General features: G+C 68.2%; 19 protein-coding genes. 12 read left to right on the forward strand and 7 right to left on the reverse strand.

Annotated elements, in window-relative coordinates; genetic code table 11:
- Positions 1 to 78: 78 nt before the first annotated feature.
- The gene (locus tag OZ671_RS12830; protein ID WP_268861111.1) at positions 79 to 1,035 is read left to right on the forward strand and encodes a YiiG family protein; all 957 of its coding nucleotides are present in this window, start codon (positions 79 to 81) and stop codon (positions 1,033 to 1,035) included.
- 46 nt (positions 1,036 to 1,081) lie between these two features.
- On the opposite strand, the gene OZ671_RS12835 is transcribed toward OZ671_RS12830, so the two are convergent.
- Together OZ671_RS12835 and OZ671_RS12840 are read right to left on the reverse strand one after the other, a co-directional pair.
- A complete protein-coding gene (locus OZ671_RS12835) occupies positions 1,082 to 1,828 on the reverse strand; it encodes a 2OG-Fe(II) oxygenase (RefSeq protein WP_268861112.1) in 747 nt (248 codons plus the stop codon).
- A gap of 200 nt (positions 1,829 to 2,028) precedes the next feature.
- On the reverse strand, positions 2,029 to 2,484 hold the full coding sequence (locus tag OZ671_RS12840) for a GatB/YqeY domain-containing protein (protein ID WP_268861113.1): 456 nt from the start codon (positions 2,482 to 2,484) through the stop codon (positions 2,029 to 2,031).
- Positions 2,485 to 2,812: 328 nt separating this feature from the next.
- On the opposite strand from OZ671_RS12840, the gene carA reads away from it, so the two are divergent.
- A complete protein-coding gene (gene carA, locus OZ671_RS12845; RefSeq protein WP_268861114.1) occupies positions 2,813 to 4,027 on the forward strand; it encodes a glutamine-hydrolyzing carbamoyl-phosphate synthase small subunit in 1,215 nt (404 codons plus the stop codon).
- A gap of 380 nt (positions 4,028 to 4,407) precedes the next feature.
- Here the strand turns inward: carA and OZ671_RS12850 are convergent, their stop codons facing one another.
- Together OZ671_RS12850 and msrP are read right to left on the reverse strand one after the other, a co-directional pair.
- The gene (locus OZ671_RS12850) at positions 4,408 to 4,767 is read right to left on the reverse strand and encodes a septal ring lytic transglycosylase RlpA family protein (RefSeq protein WP_268861115.1); all 360 of its coding nucleotides are present in this window, start codon (positions 4,765 to 4,767) and stop codon (positions 4,408 to 4,410) included.
- Between the two features lie 178 nt (positions 4,768 to 4,945).
- Positions 4,946 to 5,914: a protein-methionine-sulfoxide reductase catalytic subunit MsrP gene (msrP, locus tag OZ671_RS12855; RefSeq protein WP_268861116.1), complete on the reverse strand. Its 969-nt coding sequence runs from the start codon at positions 5,912 to 5,914 to the stop codon at positions 4,946 to 4,948.
- A gap of 93 nt (positions 5,915 to 6,007) precedes the next feature.
- Between msrP and OZ671_RS12860 the strand changes: the two genes are divergently transcribed.
- The 9 genes from OZ671_RS12860 (at position 6,008) to OZ671_RS12900 (ending at position 14,262) form a co-directional block, all read left to right on the forward strand.
- Complete coding sequence (locus tag OZ671_RS12860) at positions 6,008 to 6,271, forward strand: SemiSWEET family sugar transporter (RefSeq protein WP_268861117.1); 264 nt, start codon at positions 6,008 to 6,010, stop codon at positions 6,269 to 6,271.
- A 175-nt stretch (positions 6,272 to 6,446) separates the two neighbouring features.
- Entirely contained in the window at positions 6,447 to 7,406 is a 960-nt protein-coding gene (locus OZ671_RS12865; RefSeq protein ID WP_268861118.1) for a helix-turn-helix domain-containing protein, read from the forward strand.
- A 308-nt stretch (positions 7,407 to 7,714) separates the two neighbouring features.
- Positions 7,715 to 9,325, forward strand: coding sequence for a bifunctional 3-(3-hydroxy-phenyl)propionate/3-hydroxycinnamic acid hydroxylase MhpA (mhpA, locus tag OZ671_RS12870; protein WP_268861119.1), 1,611 nt, complete (start codon positions 7,715 to 7,717; stop codon positions 9,323 to 9,325).
- A 34-nt stretch (positions 9,326 to 9,359) separates the two neighbouring features.
- The gene (locus OZ671_RS12875) at positions 9,360 to 10,469 is read left to right on the forward strand and encodes an alpha/beta hydrolase family protein (RefSeq protein ID WP_268861120.1); all 1,110 of its coding nucleotides are present in this window, start codon (positions 9,360 to 9,362) and stop codon (positions 10,467 to 10,469) included.
- Between the two features lie 127 nt (positions 10,470 to 10,596).
- A complete protein-coding gene (locus OZ671_RS12880) occupies positions 10,597 to 11,355 on the forward strand; it encodes a class I SAM-dependent methyltransferase (RefSeq protein ID WP_268861121.1) in 759 nt (252 codons plus the stop codon).
- A gap of 216 nt (positions 11,356 to 11,571) precedes the next feature.
- Positions 11,572 to 12,522, forward strand: a complete 951-nt coding sequence (locus OZ671_RS12885; RefSeq protein ID WP_268861122.1) for a metallophosphoesterase family protein — start codon at positions 11,572 to 11,574, stop codon at positions 12,520 to 12,522.
- A gap of 83 nt (positions 12,523 to 12,605) precedes the next feature.
- Positions 12,606 to 12,893: a cupredoxin domain-containing protein gene (locus tag OZ671_RS12890; RefSeq protein ID WP_442957080.1), complete on the forward strand. Its 288-nt coding sequence runs from the start codon at positions 12,606 to 12,608 to the stop codon at positions 12,891 to 12,893.
- Positions 12,890 to 13,468: a sigma-70 family RNA polymerase sigma factor gene (locus OZ671_RS12895; RefSeq protein ID WP_442957079.1), complete on the forward strand. Its 579-nt coding sequence runs from the start codon at positions 12,890 to 12,892 to the stop codon at positions 13,466 to 13,468. The genes OZ671_RS12890 and OZ671_RS12895 overlap by 4 nt, the downstream gene beginning before the upstream one ends.
- Positions 13,465 to 14,262 carry an anti-sigma factor family protein gene (locus OZ671_RS12900; RefSeq protein ID WP_268861124.1) on the forward strand — a complete coding sequence of 266 codons (798 nt, stop codon included), beginning with the start codon at positions 13,465 to 13,467 and terminating at the stop codon, positions 14,260 to 14,262. Before OZ671_RS12895 ends, OZ671_RS12900 begins: the two co-directional genes overlap by 4 nt.
- A gap of 302 nt (positions 14,263 to 14,564) precedes the next feature.
- Here OZ671_RS12900 and OZ671_RS12905 read toward each other — a convergent pair whose 3' ends face one another.
- The gene (locus OZ671_RS12905; protein WP_268861125.1) at positions 14,565 to 15,737 is read right to left on the reverse strand and encodes an amino acid aminotransferase; all 1,173 of its coding nucleotides are present in this window, start codon (positions 15,735 to 15,737) and stop codon (positions 14,565 to 14,567) included.
- Positions 15,738 to 15,964: 227 nt separating this feature from the next.
- Here OZ671_RS12905 and OZ671_RS12910 point away from each other — a divergent pair, with 227 nt between their 5' ends.
- On the forward strand, positions 15,965 to 16,444 hold the full coding sequence (locus OZ671_RS12910) for a hypothetical protein (protein WP_268861126.1): 480 nt from the start codon (positions 15,965 to 15,967) through the stop codon (positions 16,442 to 16,444).
- Here the strand turns inward: OZ671_RS12910 and OZ671_RS12915 are convergent.
- Entirely contained in the window at positions 16,441 to 17,562 is a 1,122-nt protein-coding gene (locus OZ671_RS12915) for a PQQ-dependent sugar dehydrogenase (RefSeq protein WP_268861127.1), read from the reverse strand. The genes OZ671_RS12910 and OZ671_RS12915 overlap by 4 nt on opposite strands.
- 68 nt (positions 17,563 to 17,630) lie before the next feature.
- The gene (locus OZ671_RS12920) at positions 17,631 to 17,945 is read right to left on the reverse strand and encodes a hypothetical protein (protein WP_268861128.1); all 315 of its coding nucleotides are present in this window, start codon (positions 17,943 to 17,945) and stop codon (positions 17,631 to 17,633) included.
- Positions 17,946 to 18,226: the final 281 nt, after the last annotated feature.

The following is an 18,226-nucleotide window of genomic DNA, read 5'->3' on the forward strand; positions in this document are numbered from 1 at the left end:
CGGTGCGAAGTCTCAGGTTGTTGGGGCCGAGACCTGATGCTGCCGTTCCGGAGGCGGACGAGGAAAAAGATCGACGCCATGCCCATCGCCCCCCTGATTCGTGCCGCGGCCCTTGCCGGAACCGTTGTCCTTGCCGCCGCGGCGCCGGCCTTCGCCCAGGCCGGCGCGACGATCGCGCCGAACTCGCCGACAACCGGCAGTGCCGATCTGCAGACCTCGATCGTCAAGGCCAACGCCTATACCGCGCTGATGAACCGCACCCTGCGCGCCATCCAGTCCTGGGAGCGCTATCGCAGCTGGGTCGACATGCGCCAGGGGCCGACGGGTCGCGAGCGCTACATTTCCTACGGGCTCTACAGCCTCTATGACGTCGCCGGGGAGATCCGCCGCGCGAGCGAAGCCACCCGTCAGGAACCGGCCTTCCCGGAGCTCGACCAGACGGTGGCGCGCTATATCGAGGCCTATCAGGCGCTCGCGCCGCTGATCAGCCGCGCCGAGCGCTATTACGAGCGCAAAGACTATCGCGACGACAACATGGCGGAAGGGCGCGAGCTGCATATCCGCATGGTGCCGGCGGCCGAGGCCTTCCTGCGCGAGCGGGCGCTGCTCGACGCGCAGATGCGCACCTTCAAGAACGACCTCGACGTGCGCGAGCTCGCCGCGATCGAGAAGCGGGAAGGGCGCTCGGCGCGCTGGCAGGTGCGCAACATCGTGATCAGCGCCCGCGCCGTGATGGACGTCATGCCGAGCCCCGACCAGCCGATCGCCGACCTGAAGGCGCTCGATGCCGCGATCAACCAGTATGGCCTGGCGGTGCGCGAGATGGACCGGTTCAAGGAGAACAATCCCTCGGGCGTGCCGATGATCGAAGCCCAAGCGAGCTCGCTGCTCGGCCGCCTCAGGGATTTCCGCGAGAAACTGACGCGCGCCCGCGGCGACGTCCGGCGCGGCGCGGCGATGGATGCCAATTCGCTGGTCAACAGCTACAACATGATGGTGTCGCTGGCCGACACCGCCATACGCATGGCGCGCTGAAGGCGGCGCGCGGGACTGGCGGTGTGTCGCTGCCGGCCCGCCGCCGTCACCGCGCGTCGTGGAAGATGATCCCCACCGTGTGGCGCCGGCCGGAGCGGACGCGGCTGACGCCGTGGCGCAGGTTGACGCGATAATGGCCCTTCGTGCCCTGAACCGGCCGGTTATGGACGGCGAAGGCCACGGCATCGCCCTGGGCGAGCGGGACCACCTCGACGCGGCTCTGCATGCGCGGCCGCTGCTCGGTCAGCGCGAATTCGCCGCCGGTGAAGTCGCGGCCCGGCTCCGACAGCAGGATCGCGACCTGGATCGGAAAGGCGAGGTCGCCGTAGAGGTCCTGATGCAGGCAGTTGAAGTCGCCAGGGACATATTGCAGCAGCAGCGGCGTCGGGCGCATCTGGCCGGCTTCGTGGCAGCGCTTCAGGAATGATTCGTGGTCTCCGGGATAGCGCTCGTCGAGGCCCATGCGTTCGTTCCAGCCGTTGGCGATGCCGGCAAGACGCGGATAGAGCGCGGTGCGCAGGTTTCCGATCAGGTCGGGCAGGGGATATCTGAAGTAGCGGTATTCGCCCTTGCCGAAGCCGTGCCGCGCCATGACGACATGGCTGCGGAAATGGCTCTCGTCCGGATAGAGCGCGGCGATGGCACGGCATTCCCCGGGGCTGACGAGGCGCGGCAGGACGGCGCAGCCGAAACTGTCGAGCTCGCGGGCAAGCGCCGTCCAGTCGAAGGCGGCAACCCGCTCCTCGGCGGTGGTCGGCGAGGTGGCGGCGACGGCGGAAACATCTGAGGTCATGGCCTGGCTCCTTCTTTCGCCAAAGGAGTAGGACGTAATGCCCGGCAGCCAACTCCGGTCCTTGCTGTCAAACCGGCGAATTGGGGGGCGGGGGCCGCGCCCGCGGCCGGCGCCATGAAAAAGGCCGGGCGTCGCCGCCCGGCCGGTCGTCTTCTCACGCGGGCCGTCGGGCGGGCTTGCCGGCCGCCTGCCCTGCCGGATCAGCCGCCGAGCAACTGCTTGACCGCCGGGGAGGCCTTGCCGAAATCCATGCGGCCGGCAAAGCGCGCCTTCAGCTCGCCCATCACCTTGCCCATGTCCTTGATGCCGGCGGCGCCGATCTCGGCAATGACGGCCTGGATGGCCGCGCGGGCTTCGGCCTCGTCCATCTGCTGCGGCATGAAGCCGGCGATGACGGCGATCTCGTCATTTTCCTGCGCGGCGAGCTCGGCCCTGCCGCCCTCGGCATAGAGGCGAGCGCTTTCCTGGCGCTGCTTCACCATCTTCTGCAGCAGCTGCAGAATCTCCTCGTCGGGCAGCGGGCCCTTGCCGGCACCGCGCGCTTCGATGTCCTTGTCCTTCAGCGCGGCCTGAATCAGCCGGATGGTGGAAAGGCGCACCTTGTCGCCGGCCTTCATCGCGGTCTTCAGCTCGTTCATCAACTGGTCGCGCAGCATGGCGGTCTCCGCTCTTGTCCTTCTGGGCCGCAGGATCCGGGGAAACCGTCGCCGGCCCCTCGCATCATGCACCGGAAGCCGGCGGCCGGCGAATGGCCGAAACGCCTCTCCCGTCGGGCCTAAAGCCCTGAATTGTCTTTCAAATTTTTCCAGCGGCGCGGCGTTTGGCGCCGGCCGCAGGGTTGACGGCACGATCGGCCGACCTTAACAGTCTGGCCAGATCCCGCGCCGGGCGAGCCCCGGCGCTCGCGCGCGGACGGTGCCCGGCTTGCCGAGGGCTTTCGGGCCTTCATCCGGTGCGCTTCAGAACGAGCCTGATAGACGAACCATGACGGACACTCAAGATCACGCTGCCGGGCAGGTGGCAAATGCGGCCGGCTGGATCGAGCCGAAACCGACAGCGCTGCTGGTGCTGGCCGACGGCACGGTCATCGAGGGCTTCGGGCTCGGCGCCCATGGCGAGGCCGCCGGCGAGGTCTGCTTCAACACCGCCATGACGGGCTACGAGGAGATCCTGACCGATCCCTCCTATGCCGGTCAGATCATCACCTTCACCTTCCCGCATATCGGCAATGTCGGCGCCAACGACGAGGATATCGAGACGGTCAACATGGCGGCCGCGGCCGGCGTCCGCGGCGTCGTGCTGAAGGCCGACATCACCGACCCCTCCAACTACCGCTCGACCACCCATCTCGACGCCTGGCTGAAGCGGCGCGGCATTGTCGGCCTCAGTGGCATCGACACGCGCGCGCTGACCGCGCTGATCCGCGACAAGGGCATGCCCAATGCGATGATCGCCCATTCTCCCGACGGCGTGTTCGACGTGCCGGCGCTCAAGGCCAAGGCTGCCGCGCTGCATTCGATGGACGGGCTCGATCTCGTCCCCGGGGTCACCTCCAGCCAGCGCTATGGCTGGTCGGAGACGCCCTGGGTCTGGAACGAGGGCTATGGCGAGGCAGGCGAGGCCCGCCACCACGTCGTGGCGCTCGACTACGGCGTCAAGCGCAACATCCTGCGCCTGCTGGTCGATGCCGGCTGCAAGGTGACGGTGATGCCGGCGGACGCCAAGGCCGAGGATGTGCTGGCCCTCAAGCCGGACGGCGTGTTCCTGTCGAACGGCCCGGGCGATCCGGCCGCGACCGGCGACTATGCCGTGCCGGTGATCCAGGCGGTGCTGGAGCGCAAGATCCCGACCTTCGGCATCTGCCTCGGCCACCAGATGCTCGGCCTCGCCGTCGGCGCCAAGACCAAGAAGATGCATCAAGGTCATCACGGCGCGAACCATCCGGTGAAGGATCTCGATACCGGCAAGGTCGAGATCACTTCGATGAACCACGGGTTCGCGGTGGACGAGGCGACGCTGCCGGCCAATGCCCGCGCGACCCATGTCAGCCTGTTCGACGGTTCCAATGCCGGCATCGCGCTGACCGACCGCCCGGCCTTCTCGGTGCAATATCACCCGGAGGCGAGCCCCGGCCCGATGGACAGCCACTATCTGTTCGGCCGCTTCGTCGCCATGATGGACGAGGCCAAGAAAGGCTGAGCGGAGGCGCGGGCCGCCTCTTCCGCCGTGGCTGCGAGCGGTTTTTCGCGGCGCCGTCCGGGTCCGACTTATCCACTGTATCCACAGGCTGACGCAAAACGTCAGGCTGTGTCGCGGCGAGACGAAAAAGCCAGTCCCGGCGCGCCTGGTCGGCGCTATCCTGCCGCCTTTTCAAGCAGTTATGCTTTTGGATGCGGCGCTCGCGCGCCGGGCTTCTGCGCTGCGTCAATTTTGCTGCGGAGCGGCGCATGCATGCGCGGCCCGGCGCGGCGCGTGACCGATCCCGCGAGGTGGAAAGCGTCGCCCCGCCGAGGGCATCGGCAGGGCGCCGCACCGGGTCGTCCGGCTGGCAAGGACGCTGCGGGAGCGGTTCCGCGCTGTCACATCCGGGCGATCTGGACGCGGCCGACGCCGCGCTGGATCAGGCCGATCTGCCGGGCGACGCCGCGCGAGACGTCGACGATCCGGCCGCGCACGAAGGGACCGCGGTCGACGACGGTGACGACGGCGGAACGGCCATTGGAGAGGTTGGTGACGCGGATCCGCGTGCCGCAAGGAAGGTTGCGGTGCGCCGCGGTCATGGCGTCTGGGTTGTGGCGCTGGCCGCAGGCGGTGCGGCCGGGGAGCTGATACCAGGAGGCAAGTCCAGTGCTGCGGAGATCTGCGGCTTCGGAATAGGCGATGGGCATGCAAGCAAATAGGGCGGCGCCAAGCGCCACCGAGCGCTTCGAAATAGCCATCAGTGTGGGGCTCTCGTCTCGCGCGGGAAGATCAACTCCGATCCCGCGGATGGGTTTCAGCGGCGCGGGAATATACGCACGCGCCGCCAACGACGAAGCCGCTCGTAAAATTGAAATGAGACGAGAATGAGGAGCGATTCGCTAGATCATGTCACCTTGAGTCAACTCAAGGTTGCTGTCACGCCCAGAGCCTTTCGTTCTGCCGATCCTTGTAGAGACCAGCGACATATTCGCCGTAGCCGTTGAAGATCTGGGTGGGAATACGCCGGCCGCCGGTGCCGATCAGCTCCTCGTTGGCCTGGCTCCAGCGCGGATGGGCGACCGCGGGGTTCACATTGGCCCAGAAGCCGTATTCGCTTGCCTGCATCTTCTCCCAGAACGAGACCGGCCGTTCGGCGACGAAGCTGATCCGCACGATCGACTTGACCGACTTGAACCCATATTTCCACGGCACGATGAGGCGCAGCGGCGCGCCATGCTGGCGCGGCATCGGCTTGCCGTAGATGCCGGTGGCGAGGATGGCGAGATCATGGGCTGCTTCGTCGATCGCGAGCGCCTCGACATAGGGCCAGGTGAACCAGACCGCTTTCTGGCCGGGCGCCACCTTCGGATCCTCGAAGGTCTCCATGCGCATATACTTGGCCGATCCTTGCGGCTGGACGAGATCGAGGAGGGCGCGGATCGGAAAGCCGGTCCAGGGCACGGTCATGCCCCAGGCCTCGACGCAGCGGAAGCGGTAGAGCCGTTCCTCCAGCGGCATGCGCCGGATCAGGCTGTCGACGTCGATCGTCTGGGGCTTTTCGACGAGCCCGTCGATCTTCACCGTCCAGGGGCGGATCGGCAGGGCCTGGGCGGCGCGCGCCACCTGCTTGGACGTGCCGAACTCATAGAAGTTGTTGTAGTTCGACGCGATCTCCTGCGCCGTCAGGTCGCGCTCGACCGTATAGGCGGCGTTGCGGCGGGCCGGATAGAGATCGGCGGTCGGATCCGGCATCTCGGAGGCGCGCTGGGCCCGCGCCTGGCCGGCAAGGCCCGTCAGCGCCAGGCCGGCCGCGGCGCCGATCAGGTTGCGGCGATCGAAGAAGAGATGTTCGGGCGTCGCCGCGCTCTCGGGCAGCTCCCAGCCGCGCTTCGATTTGATGAGCATCGAGATCTCCCCTCGCGTAGCGTCAAGCCCTATAGAGGCCGCTGTCGATCGACAAATCACACTGCGGCGAGAGCCGTTCCCGCCGGAGGCGTCATGTTCGGACCAGCGCTCATTCACCTCATCGGATTGACAGCGGCGATCGTTACGACGCTGTGCTGGATTCCGCAGGCGGTCCAGATCATTCGTACCCGCGATACCCGGGCCATCTCGCTGCCGGCCTATGGCGCCTATTCCGGCGGCATCATGCTGTGGCTCGTCTACGGTATCATGCTCGGCGACCTGCCGCTGATCTTCGCCAATACCATCACGCTGGCCCTGCAGCTCGTCATCGTCGGCCTGAAGCTGCGCTACGGCTGAGCGACGGCGGCCGCTGGAACAGCAGGCGACGTCCTGAAGCGGCTGGCAAAAGGCGGCGTTGCCGATCGACCGGCCGACCGTTGTCACGTGCCGAGCCGGTTTGGGGCGTCACGCTTCCGTCACGCGTGGGGCCGGTTTACCATCCGTCAGGAACCGGCCCCTCCTGGAGGCGCGCATGAAGACCATCTGCTCGACCAGCGGCCTGAGGGGCGACAAGCGTGCGCAATGGCAGAACGTCATCAGCGAACTCTATGCGCCGCTGGATATCGAGATCAGCGATGCCTTCGATTTCACCGGCGATATCAGCCGGGCAACCGTTGGCCCGCTGGAACTGACCCGCTCGGTCGCCGACGGAGAATTTGCACGCCGCACACGGCGGCATGTCGGGCGCGAGAGCGTTGCCGACTGCATCGTGGTGCTGGTCAGGCAGGGACCGCTGACCTTCACGCAGTTCGGCCGGGAATGCGATGTCGCGAGCGGCGGCTATACGATGCTCGATCTGTCCGAGCCCTTTACGCTCAAGCACGGCAGCCGGACCGACAGCTATTTTCTCAAGGTGGCAAAATCGGCTTTCGGCCACCGCATCCGCGATATCGAAGCATGCTGCGCGGTCAGCCGCCCAGGCGGTGTCGGCGTCGCGGCCATCGGCTACGATCTGATCCAGTCCCTCGGCGTCCATGCCGAGACCGCCGGGCCACAGGCGACGGTGCTCGCCGATCGTGTGGTCGATTTCTTCGGCATGGTCTTCGACATCGCCGAGGACGGCCTGGTGGAGTCAAGTTCCATCGCCTTGAGCGGTATCCGCCGCCGCGCGTTGCGGCATATCGATGCCCGCCTTGCCGACCCGGACCTGTCGCCGGAGACGGTCGCCCTCGCCCTGCGTATCTCGACACGCTACCTGCACCGTGCCTTCCAGGCGTCGGGCGTGTCGGTCGGCCGTTTCATCCGCACCCGGCGGCTGGTCCGGTGCCGGGACGCGCTGCTGCGCGTCCAAGGTGCGCCGCGGCGCATCGCCGAGATCGCCGAGCGTCATGGCTTTCGCAATGCCAGCCATTTCTCCACCTGCTTCAAGGCCGAGTTCGGCATTTCGCCGGGGGCGATACGGCCGGAAGCACCTGACGATCGCGAGCGCTAGGCGCGGCCGGCGGAGCCCGGCTGCCGTTGCATCGGCGGACCTGGCCGTACGCCTCGCTTGTGCGCGCGCGCCAAAGATCTTGTGCGCCGAGCCGAAAGCCCCGCCCTAGCCTCCGTCCGCCATCTCCCTGAGACTATCCGGAGCGCATCCCGCGGTCTTCGACGCCTCGCGCCGGACCACATGCGGGCGGCACGCCCATGCAGCCGACATCGCGACCGCTCATCCGCCGCGACGCGCCTCCGTGCGCCGTCCGCGGGCGCGCGACGGCGGCCTGCAAAAAAACGGATCAAAACGGAGGGAGAACACCCATGCAGAACGCGTCGACCCTGATGCAGGCCACCAGCCGGCGCAACGTCGCCATTATCGGCTGCGGCCCGACCGGCCTTGCCGCCGCCTCCCTGCTTGGCCGCGCCGGCCACAGCGTGATCGTCATCGAGCGCTGGCCTGAGCCCTACGGGCTGCCGCGCCTCTCTCATATCGACGGCGAGACGGCGCGGCTCGTGCAGGCGGCCGGTGACATCGATCTGGCGCTGCGCGATGCGCTGCCGATCGACAACTATCAATACCTGGATGCGGAGGGCGGCGTCCTCATCGACCTGGACTGGAAGGGCGAGCAGTGCGGCTTCCCAGCCCATATCTCGATCTTCCAGCCGGCGATCGAGGAAGCCATGTATCTGCGGGCGGAGGCTCATCCAGGGGTCGAGTTCCTGCGCGGCTGGGAGGCGGTCGAGCTGGTCCAGGGACCGGAGCGGGCGACCGTCTCGGCGCGCCCATGGAGCGGGGCCTGGAAGATGCCGGCCGATCGCATGTCGACGTCACGGACTTTCGAGGTCGACTATGTCATCGGTGCCGATGGCGCGAACAGCTTCACGCGCCGGGCGCTGGGCATCGAGCGCTTCCAGTACGGCCATCACGAAAGATGGCTCAACCTGGATTCCGAATATGCCGGCGATCTCGGCGATCGTTTCAAGGTCACCTCGATCTATTGCGATCCGGCGCGGGCACACATGTACATGCCGATCGGAAAATCCCGCGTGCGCTTCGAAATGCGCGTCCTGCCGGGTGAGGATGCCGCCTTCTGGGAGGACATCAACAACGGCCTCGCCTGGTTGAGGGAACAGCACGATATCGGCCTCGATGAGGTCAAGCCGATCCGCAACATCGTCTATACGTTCGACCCCGCCATCACGACGAAATGGCAAGAGGCGCGGGTTCTGCTCGCCGGCGATGCCGCTCATACGATGATGCCCTATATGGGCCAGGGCGCGTGCTCGGGCATACGCGACGCCGCCAACATCGCCTGGAAACTCGACCTTGTTCTCAAGGGGCTGTGTGCGGAGCGCCTGCTCGAAACCTACGAGGCCGAGCGCAGACCCCACGTCACGGCCATCACCGAAGCCTCGACGTTTCTCGGCACGGTCGCCAACGAAGACGATCCGGTGAAGGTCGCAGCGCGCAACGCCATGCTCCGGTCCGGTCGCATTCCACCGCTGCCGCCGTTCCCGAAGATCGAAACCGGCGTCGTCCATCGGGAGGTCGACGGCCATCTCCTTCAGACGACGGGCGCGCCGACACCGCAGGGCATCGTCAGGAGCGGCGAGGCCGAAGGCCGGCTCGACGATGTCTTCGGCAACGGTTTCCTGCTGGTGAGCCTCGATGACCCGTCGCCTCATCTCGACGCCGCGGCGTCGGCCTTTCTCAGGGCCCTCGGCTGCCGGATCGTCGTCCTTGGCGGCGCGGTGGCGCAAGGTCAGGCTGCGATCGATATCGACGGCGCGCAGACACGCTATCTCCGCGAGAACGGCATGGCCGCCTACCTGCGCCGGCCCGACTTCATCGCCCTCGGCTCGGTCGACCGGCTCGACCGCCTCGGTGCGCTGGTGGCGAGCCTTCGCGAAAAGCTGCACTGGCTCCGCTGAACGCCAGGCCGATGGACAGAACAGGACGATCTCCATGACGCAGGATCCGACCGTGCCGCAGGACAAGCTGACCGCGGCGCTGCAACGCGCCATGCCGATGACGCGCCTCATCGACTACGGAATGGACCATGCCGATGCGACCGAACTGGTGTCGCGCTCGACGGAGGGCGAGGCATGGGACGCCGTCGCGGAAGCGATCGGCCGCCGGCGGCTCGCGCGGGCCGCGCGCGCGGAGGCGGAGGGCTATCGGGTGACGGCCGCGGAACAGCGCGCCAAGGGCATTGCCGGCCTGATCTTCGCGCAGATGGCTTTCAACTTCGACATTCCACGCAAGCGGGCGCTCTATCGCGATCTGGCCGAGGCCGGGCGGCAGCTCTGCAGGATCTCCGATCCTCCGCTCGCGCGGATCGAGGTGCCTTTCATGGACGCCGCGCTCGTCGGCTGGCTGATGCGCCCGTCGGCAAAGCCGGCGCGTGGCACGGTCATCGTCTTCGGCGGGCAGAGCGGGTGGGGCCTTGCCTATCTGCCGATCGCGCTGGCCCTTGCGAAACGCGGGCTCGCGACGCTCCTCGCCGAAGGGCCCGGCCAGGGCGAGACGCGGATGACCGGCGGCATCCGGCTGGATGTCGACGTTCCCGCCGCCTATCAGGCCTTCGTCTCTCATATCCTCAAGGACCCGGCCTTGGGGCCAGCAGGCATCTGGGGCAACAGCTATGGCGGCCTGTGGGCCGCCAAGACGGCGGCGCGCGACCCGCGGATCATGGCCTGCTGCGTCAACGGTTCGTTCGCGCGGCCGAGGCTGCTGCCTTTCCGCACGGCGTTCGAGCAGTCCGCCGCCATGCTGGGGACGGAAGACGAGGATGCGCTGAACAGGAATTTCGAGCGCATGCGCTTCGACCCGGCAACCGATCGTATCGGCTGCCCGCTTCTCGTGCTGCACGGCGGTGCCGACCCGCTGGTCCAGCTTGCCGACCAGCAGCCCTTTCTCGACGCCGTGACCGGGGCCGACAGGCATCTGGAGGTCTGGCCCGACGGCGAGCACACCATCTACAACCATGGGGCCGACCGGTCAGCCCTGGCTGCCGACTGGTTCGCCGCCCGTCTCGGCGGAACCGCTGGAGATGCCGGCAGCCCTGACGGATGAGAGAGGCGGGGGCCGGCGGCGGCATGGCTCTTCCTTCCTGTCGCCGGCGCCTTATTGTCGAGCTGGACGGTCCTTTCCGGGCGAGGCGCGCCGCGCCGTCGCTCCGGCATCCGGCAAGGCAGGCAGCATGACATCGGTTTTCGCCAGCGGCATTGCGGCGCTCGATCGCTATCTGAGCACGGATTTCACGGCCGTTCCCGGCATGTCGTCACGGTTTGCCGCGACCATTTGCGGGCACCTCCTGCGCCGGCAGACGGAACTCGGGATCCGCGGCGACATCGCCGAGATCGGCACGTTCGAAGGGCGCTTCTTCATCGCCATGGCGCTTGCGCTCGCGCCGGGCGAGCATGCCTACGGTTTCGACCTGTTCTCCTGGCCCGACGACGGCGTGCTCGACCGGTTTCTCGGCCATGCCGCGCGGTCTGGTTTGACGAGCGACCGTTTCACGCCACGGCCGTTCGATACGGGCAAGCTGTCCACGGCCGAATTCGGCGGCCTGACCGGCGGCCAGCCGCTGCGCTTCCTGCATATCGACGGTGAGCATTCGCCCGAGGCGCTCGGCCACGATCTGACGCTGGCCCATGCGAACCTGCATCCGCAGGGCCTGATCTGCCTCGACGACATGTTGCACCCGGGCTATCCGTTCCTGGTGGTCGCCGTGCACGACTATCTGCGGCGGCACCAGGACATGCGCCTGATGTGCGTGATCGACCGCGAGGACATCGTCGCGGCGCCGAAATTCCTGATCTGCCGCGCCGACGCCGTGGCGCTCTACGAGACCGACCTGATGCAGCGCTTCGCCGCCCAGCATTTCGTGCTGGGCGGCGATGCGATGGGCCACCATTGCGTGGTGCTGACGCCGGAGCCGCGGCTGGCGGAGGTTTGATTGCGAGGCATGCGGCCCGCTTCGCGCGATGGAGGCGGCCGTCCTCCCGCTGCCGCCACGGCGCGGTTATCCGGGAGGCGTCCCCGCCTGCAGCTCCACGGCGACACTGGCTGGATCACGCCTCTGTGACCGTCCGGCGCGGCGGCCGCGGGAATAAACCGGCGGCTTTCCCGGTCTCCTCAGCATTGCCACCTGGCTGCAATGCAGGAGACCGACATGGCCCATGACGACAGCAATGATCCGGGAATGGATCGCCGTCATGCCCTCGAGTGCATGATCTGGGCGGGTACCGGGGTCCTCTGGACGGTTTCGGGCGGCGTGCCCAGGTCGCTTGGCTTGCTCGGCGAGGCCCGGGCGGCGGAGGGGGCCTCCACCGGTTTCACGTTCCTGCAGATCTCGGACAGCCATATCGGCTTCGACAGGGCGGCCAACCCGCATGCAACCGACACGTTGCGCGAGGCCATCGGCAAGGTCGGGGCGCTGCCTGAAAAGCCGTCCTTCATGATCCACACGGGCGATATCACCCATCTGTCCACGGCCGCGCAGTTCGATACCGCTGCCCAGATCATCGGCGGAGCCGGGTTCGACGTGCGTTACGTCCCCGGCGAACACGACGTGATCGACGAGAACAACGGGCGCGCCTATCTCGACCGCTACGGCGCGGGCACCAAGGGGGCGGGCTGGTACTCGTTCGACCAGAACGGCGTGCACTTCGTCGGCCTGGTCAATGTCGTGAACCTCAAGGCGGGAGGGCTCGGCAATCTCGGAACGGACCAGCTTGCCTGGCTCGCCGACGACCTGCGGGCGCTCAGCGCCTCCACGCCGATCGTCGTCTTCGCGCATATCCCGCTCTGGGCGGTCTATCCGGAATGGGGCTGGGGCACCGACGATGCGGCGCAGGCGCTCGCCCTGCTCAGGCGCTTCGGCTCGGTCACCGTGCTCAACGGCCATATCCACCAGATCATGCAGAAGGTGGAGGGGCAGGTGACCTTCCACACCGCCCTTTCGACCGCCTTCCCGCAGCCGGCGCCCGGTGCGGCGCCGTCGCCCGGACCGATGACGGTGCCGCCCGGCCAACTGCGCAACCTCCTCGGCATCACCCAGGTCGCGGTGAAGCGGGGCGAGCAGAACCTCGCGATCGTCGACAGCACGCTTGCGGGAGCCTGAGCCCCATGGCGCACGGAAGGATATCGGCCATGGCCCGCGCAAATCTCGCCGCCCGGCTTCGCGCTGCTCTCCTCGGCTTCGGCATGGCCGTGATGGCGCAGGCTCCGCCTGCGGCCGGAGAGACGGTGCGGGTGAGGATCGAGAACTTCGTCTTCAATCCCGCAACTGTCACGGTGAAGGCCGGAACGGTCGTGACATTCGAAAACGAGGACGACAGTCCCCATGTCGTCGCGGCGACCGACGGCTCGTTCCGGTCCGGTGCGCTCGACACCGGGGGAGCCTATTCCGTCACTTTCACAAAACCTGGCGACTTTCCCTATTTCTGCTCTCTTCACCCGCACATGCAGGGTACAATCATCGTCGCGCCGTGAGCCTGTCGCGCGCCGTTCCGGAGAGCCCGGATGATGCCGTGGTGTTGAGCGACAAAAGCTCGGCCGAACGCTTTGGCGAGGTGGTCCTGCCCCATCTGGCCGATGCCTTGGCACTTGCCCGCTGGCTGACCGGCAGTGCCGTCGATGCCGAGGACGTGGTGCAGGATGCCTGTCTGAAGGCGCACAGGAGCCTGGAGACCTATGCCGGCGGCAATGCGCGTGCCTGGCTGCTGGCCATCGTGCGCAACGCGGCCTACGCCTGGCTTGCGCAAAACCACCCGGGCCGCATTGTCGCCGTCGGGGATCTGGCCGATCTCGACGCATTGGGCACCTGCGCGGCAACCGGCAGCGAGACGCCCGAGACAGCGCTGATCGCCAAGAACGATGCCGCGGCGCTGGAAGCAGCGATCATGGCGCTGCCGCATGCCTTTCGCGAAATTCTGGTGCTGCGGGATGTCAACGGCCTCAGCTACCGGGAGATCGCGGCCATGCTCCACCTGCCGCTGGGGACGGTCATGTCGCGGCTCGCGCGAGCGCGCGGGTCGCTGGAAGCGGAATTCGGGGGGGCGCGATGACGGAAGGCACGCAATTGCCATCGGATCCCATGGACCTTCGGCTGCTGCTCCATGCTCTGGTCGATGGCGAGCTCGATGCTGCCACGACCCTGGCGCTGGAGCGCCGCCTGGCAGGCGATCCGGCGCTCGCGGCAGAACATGTCCGTATCGCCGCGCAGCAGGCCGCCATCCGCAGCCTGCCACGTCCCGCCGTCAGCGACGCTTTCCGGACGCGCGTCGCCGCGCTCGCGGGTCGCCCCGATGCAGTGGTCCAGCGAAGGCTCCCTCACCCCGCTCCGTTCGGCTGGCGCGCCATGGCGGCGTCGATCCTCGTCACCGCGGTCTTGGCCAGCGGACTGACCCAATGGGCGGTGACACGTGACGCGCCGGACGGCCTTGTCGCGGCCATAGCCAGCGGCCATCGCCGCAGCCTGCTCGCGGCAAGCCCGGTGGACGTCGCGTCCTCGGATCGGCACACGGTCAAGCCCTGGCTGGATGCCCGCATCGGCCTGTCGCCCGCCGCACCGGACCTGGCACGGGACGGCTTTTCACTCCTGGGCGGACGCGTCGAGGTGATCGGGGACAAGCCGGTTCCGGCTCTGGTCTACAGGCACCGCGAGCATCTGGTCACCCTCGTGGCCGCACCGCAGGGCAACGGAACCGCATCCATGCCGGCCGGGACGCCGCGTTCCACCGGCGGCTTCTCCCTGATCCGCTGGGCCGACGGTGCATTCCTGTATTGGGCCGTTTCCGACACCGACCGCGCCACGCTCGAAGATTTCGTCCGCCGCTTCCGGGCCGCCGCCGCCGGGTGATGCCCGCGCGGATCCGGGCCAGCGCGGCATGAGCCGCGCGGCGCGTGACGGCGGCGCACAGTGCCGTTGGCCGGCAGCGCCTGTTCGCTGTCGCGGATGCGCGGCGCTGATCGTCCGCAGCCCTTCGGCGCCGACCTGCTTTTCCCGCCGCTGATCATCTGGCCGGCCGATTGAGGCTCCGGGTCGTTTGCCGGCCTCGGCGACCGGCATGGTCATGCCGATGTCGATGCGCGAGGGGCGCCGCCCGAGAGCTGGTCGGGCAGCAGCCCCGTCGCGCGGTTGGCGGATGGCTGACCTTGGGGTCAGCCTCCGCGCGCGGCCTCGAAGGCCGCCGCCACCCTGGCGATGTCTTTTGTCTGCAGACCGGCCAGGTTGATGCGCCCGCTGCGCGCCATGTAGATGCCGTGCTCGCTGCGCAGCCGGTCGATGGCTTCGCCCGAGAGCGGCAGATTGGAGAACAGGCCACGCTGGCCGGCTATCGCGGCAAAGGAGGGGGCTGCGGCGGCGAGCCCGCTGCGCATCGCGTTGATCCGCTGCATCATGCCGGTCAGCTCGGCGCGCCAGGACGCGGTCAGCTCCGGCTTGTCGAGAATGATGCGCACCAGCGCCGCGCCATGATCCGGCGGCATCGACCAGTTGACCCGGGCATGGGCCTCGGCATTGGCCTGGGCCGTGCGGGCCGCAGCGGCATCCCTGGCCAGCACGTAGAGGGCACCGGTGCGGTCGCGGTAGAGGCCGAAATTCTTGTCGCAGGAATAGGAGAGCAGGGCCTCGGGGACGCTTTCGAGCACGAGCCTCAGGCCGCGTGCATCCTCTTCGAGGCCGAGTCCCAAGCCCTGATAGGCGAAGTCGATGAACGGCACGAGCCCGCGCTCGGCGACGAGGCGTGCAATCGTCCGCCACTGCTCGATGTCGAGATCCGCGCCGGTCGGGTTGTGGCAGGCGCCGTGCAGCAGAACGAGGTCGCCGGCCGGCGCCGCGGACAGCGCCGCCACCATCTCGTCGAACAGCAGCGTCTGGCTGGCAATGTCGAAATAGCGGTAGGTCTTCACCGTCAGCCCGGCCGCGGCGAGCACCGGGGCATGATTCGGCCAGGTCGGCGTGCCGACCCAGATGGCCGTGCCGGGCCGTGCCGCGTCGGCGAGCTCGGCGCCGAGACGCAGCGCGCCGCTGCCGCCGGGTGTCTGCAGGCCGCGCAGGCGGTCGCCGTAGCGGTCGGCCGCGCCGACGATGAACGGCCGCAGCAGTTCGACGAAGCGCGCGTCGCCTTCCGGGCCGAGATAGCTCTTGCTCGGCTGGGTTTCGAGGAGATGGCGCTCGGCTGACTTGATCGCGGCCATGACCGGGGTCGCGCCGGTCTCGTCGCGATAGACGCCGACGCCGAGATCCACCTTGTCGGTGCGGGGGTCTTCGCGGTGCAGCTTGATGAGCTGCAGCAGCGCGTCGGGCGGCTGGTCCTTGAGAAGTTCGAACATCGTGGAATCCTGGCGGGTCTTGGACGTGCGGCTCATGACCGACTTGCCGGATGCCGCGCTCGGCGGCCTATGTAGCATAGCCCGGGCAAAAATGGTGCGCTGGCGAACCACTTCGGCCATGCCGGATTGCTGATCGGGGAGAGGGCGTGCGCAGCTCCATGCGAATGACGAGACTGGCCTGGCTGGCCGCTCTGGGACCTGCGGTCCTTGCGCCCGGCGGTCCGGGTTTGGCCCAACCGGCCAACCGCAGCCTGGACGAAGGCTCCCGCGCCGTCTGGAACCGGGTCGAGGGCCCTTATGCCGCCGCGATCTTCCGCCAGGCGCAGCGCATGGACCTGCCCTGCGCCGACGGCAACGGCCAATGTTCGCTGGGACGGCTCGCCGACGAGGTCGAGATCCATGCGTCGAACGAGACGCCCGCGCCACGCCATGTCATCGCCGCCATTTCTTATGGCGGCGGCAGCGCCATGATGCGCGAGATCCTGCTGTTCGAGCGGCGTGGCGGGGCCTACCGCTACCGGGCCCGCCTGTCCGGACTCTACGGCACCGGTCTCAAGGCGACCTTCGAGGGCTCGACGGCCACTTTCCGGGCGCTCACCTTGCGGCCGGACGATGCCCGGTGCTGCCCGCAGGGCGAGACCGTCTACGAGGTCGACCTCGCCAGCGGGCGGGTGCGCCATGTCTCCGGCAACCGGCCGCGCGGCTAGCGTCCGCGCGGGCGGATGGTCACGAGCTGGCCGTCGGCCGCGTCGGTGAGCGCCCACAGGGCGCCGTCCGGTCCCTGCCTGACATCGCGGAAGCGCTGGCCGAACTCGGTCAGCAGCCGGTGCTGGGCGACGACCCGCTCGCCGTCGAGCTCGATGCGGACGAGCATCTGCCCGGCGAGAGCGCCCGATATCAGATTGCCGCGCCAGGCCGGGAACAGGTCGCCGGTATAGAAAGTGAGCCCCGAGGGGGCGATCGAAGGTGTCCAGTGGACGAGCGGCTGCTCGAGGCCAGGCGCCGATCTCGCCCCGCCATTGACCGGCCGGCCGTCGTAATGGGTGCCGTAGGAGATCAGCGGCCAGCCGTAATTGCGGCCGGCGCGCACGACGTAGAGGCCGTCGCCGCCGCGCGGGCCGTGATTGGTGATCCACAATTCGCCGGTCGCGGGGTGGAGCGCGGCGCCCTGGACGTTGCGATGGCCGATCGACCAGACCGCCGGGGCCCAGCCGTCCCGCCCGGCGCCGGGATTGCCGGGGGCGGGTGCGCCGGCGGTGGTGACGCGGGCGATCTTGCCGATCGTATTGGCGGCGTTCTGGCTTTCGTTCGGCAGCTGGAACCGCTCGCCCATGGTGACGAACAGGGCGCCGCTGCGATCGAAGACGAGACGCGAGCCGAAATGCAGGCGGCTGGCGAAGGCCGGCTCCTGGCGGAAGATGACCTGCCCGGCCTCCAGCCCGGTCGCCGCCTGGTTGAGCCTTGCGCGATAGACCGCCGTGGCATTGGTGTCGCCGCCGCGCCGTTCGGCGAAGCTCAAATAGATCAGCCGGTTTTCGGAGAAGGCAGGGTCGAGGGCAATGTCCAGAAGCCCGCCCTGGCCGGTGGCGGCGACCGTCGGAACGCCCGACAGGGCCGGACGCACCCGGCCGTCGCGCTCGATGAGCCGGAGCCGGCCCGGCCGTTCGGTGACCAGCATGCGGCCGTCGGGCAGGAAGGCGAGGGACCAGGGATGCTCGAGCCCGCGCGCCATGACCTTCACGTCGAGGGCGGTTTCGCCCGCCGGCTGGGCCGCGGCCGGCATGCCGCCCCATGCGAGAAGGACGGCGAGGAGGATGAAGCGCATGGCAGTCTCCGCATGGAGGCTGACCCTGGCACGGCGCCGGCCCGAGCGCGGCGCCGTGGTGCGGCCGATCAGGCCGGGACGCTCGGGTCCTTGCCGCGGTTGCCGCCGCCGGTTCCCCGGCGCAGCACGTGCACGAGCAGGCCCGAAAAACCCAGCAGCGCGATCAGCACCGTGCCGGACATGACCAGCGTCTCCGGATCGGCGCCGTCCTCGAAGGTCTCGGGGTCGACGAGCTCGGTGGACAGGAAGAAGGCGGCAACCGCCAGCGCGACCAGGAGGGCGATCACCACCAGCGCCGAGACGATGGTCGGCACGCGCGGCCGCGCCTGCGGAAAGCCGCGGCGGCCAGGTCGTCGTAGCAGCACATGCGCAGTACGAGGCATGAAGCGTTCTCCGTCGATCCGCCAGGCAGGCACGAATGCGGGGCCGATGTCGGTGCTCGGACGATGCCACTCAACCGTGTCGATGCGAGCCGCCCCGAAGCGAACCTTCCCCGGCGGGGCAGTCCTCGCGCTCAACAATGACAGTGCGACGATCATTGCAGGCAAAATTGCGGCGCAGGGTCACGTCTGCGTGAAAATCTTAACGGGAGAAACATTTCGAAACCATGAACCCGGCCTTAACCTTGATGATCCGACAATGGAGCTTCGACATCTTGTGGTGC

The sequence above is a fragment of the Phreatobacter sp. AB_2022a genome (genome assembly GCF_026847585.1).
GTDB lineage: Bacteria > Pseudomonadota > Alphaproteobacteria > Rhizobiales > Phreatobacteraceae > Phreatobacter.

Coding starts and splice junctions, on each gene's coding strand:
- OZ671_RS12830 (WP_268861111.1), top strand. CDS start 79: ATGCCCATCGCCCCCCTGATTCGTGCCGCGGCCCTTGCCGGAACCGTT.
- OZ671_RS12835 (WP_268861112.1), bottom strand. CDS start 1,828: ATGACCTCAGATGTTTCCGCCGTCGCCGCCACCTCGCCGACCACCGCC.
- OZ671_RS12840 (WP_268861113.1), bottom strand. CDS start 2,484: ATGCTGCGCGACCAGTTGATGAACGAGCTGAAGACCGCGATGAAGGCC.
- carA (WP_268861114.1), top strand. CDS start 2,813: ATGACGGACACTCAAGATCACGCTGCCGGGCAGGTGGCAAATGCGGCC.
- OZ671_RS12850 (WP_268861115.1), bottom strand. CDS start 4,767: ATGGCTATTTCGAAGCGCTCGGTGGCGCTTGGCGCCGCCCTATTTGCT.
- msrP (WP_268861116.1), bottom strand. CDS start 5,914: ATGCTCATCAAATCGAAGCGCGGCTGGGAGCTGCCCGAGAGCGCGGCG.
- OZ671_RS12860 (WP_268861117.1), top strand. CDS start 6,008: ATGTTCGGACCAGCGCTCATTCACCTCATCGGATTGACAGCGGCGATC.
- OZ671_RS12865 (WP_268861118.1), top strand. CDS start 6,447: ATGAAGACCATCTGCTCGACCAGCGGCCTGAGGGGCGACAAGCGTGCG.
- mhpA (WP_268861119.1), top strand. CDS start 7,715: ATGCAGAACGCGTCGACCCTGATGCAGGCCACCAGCCGGCGCAACGTC.
- OZ671_RS12875 (WP_268861120.1), top strand. CDS start 9,360: ATGACGCAGGATCCGACCGTGCCGCAGGACAAGCTGACCGCGGCGCTG.
- OZ671_RS12880 (WP_268861121.1), top strand. CDS start 10,597: ATGACATCGGTTTTCGCCAGCGGCATTGCGGCGCTCGATCGCTATCTG.
- OZ671_RS12885 (WP_268861122.1), top strand. CDS start 11,572: ATGGCCCATGACGACAGCAATGATCCGGGAATGGATCGCCGTCATGCC.
- OZ671_RS12890 (WP_442957080.1), top strand. CDS start 12,606: ATGGCCGTGATGGCGCAGGCTCCGCCTGCGGCCGGAGAGACGGTGCGG.
- OZ671_RS12900 (WP_268861124.1), top strand. CDS start 13,465: ATGACGGAAGGCACGCAATTGCCATCGGATCCCATGGACCTTCGGCTG.
- OZ671_RS12905 (WP_268861125.1), bottom strand. CDS start 15,737: ATGTTCGAACTTCTCAAGGACCAGCCGCCCGACGCGCTGCTGCAGCTC.
- OZ671_RS12915 (WP_268861127.1), bottom strand. CDS start 17,562: ATGCGCTTCATCCTCCTCGCCGTCCTTCTCGCATGGGGCGGCATGCCG.
- OZ671_RS12920 (WP_268861128.1), bottom strand. CDS start 17,945: ATGCCTCGTACTGCGCATGTGCTGCTACGACGACCTGGCCGCCGCGGC.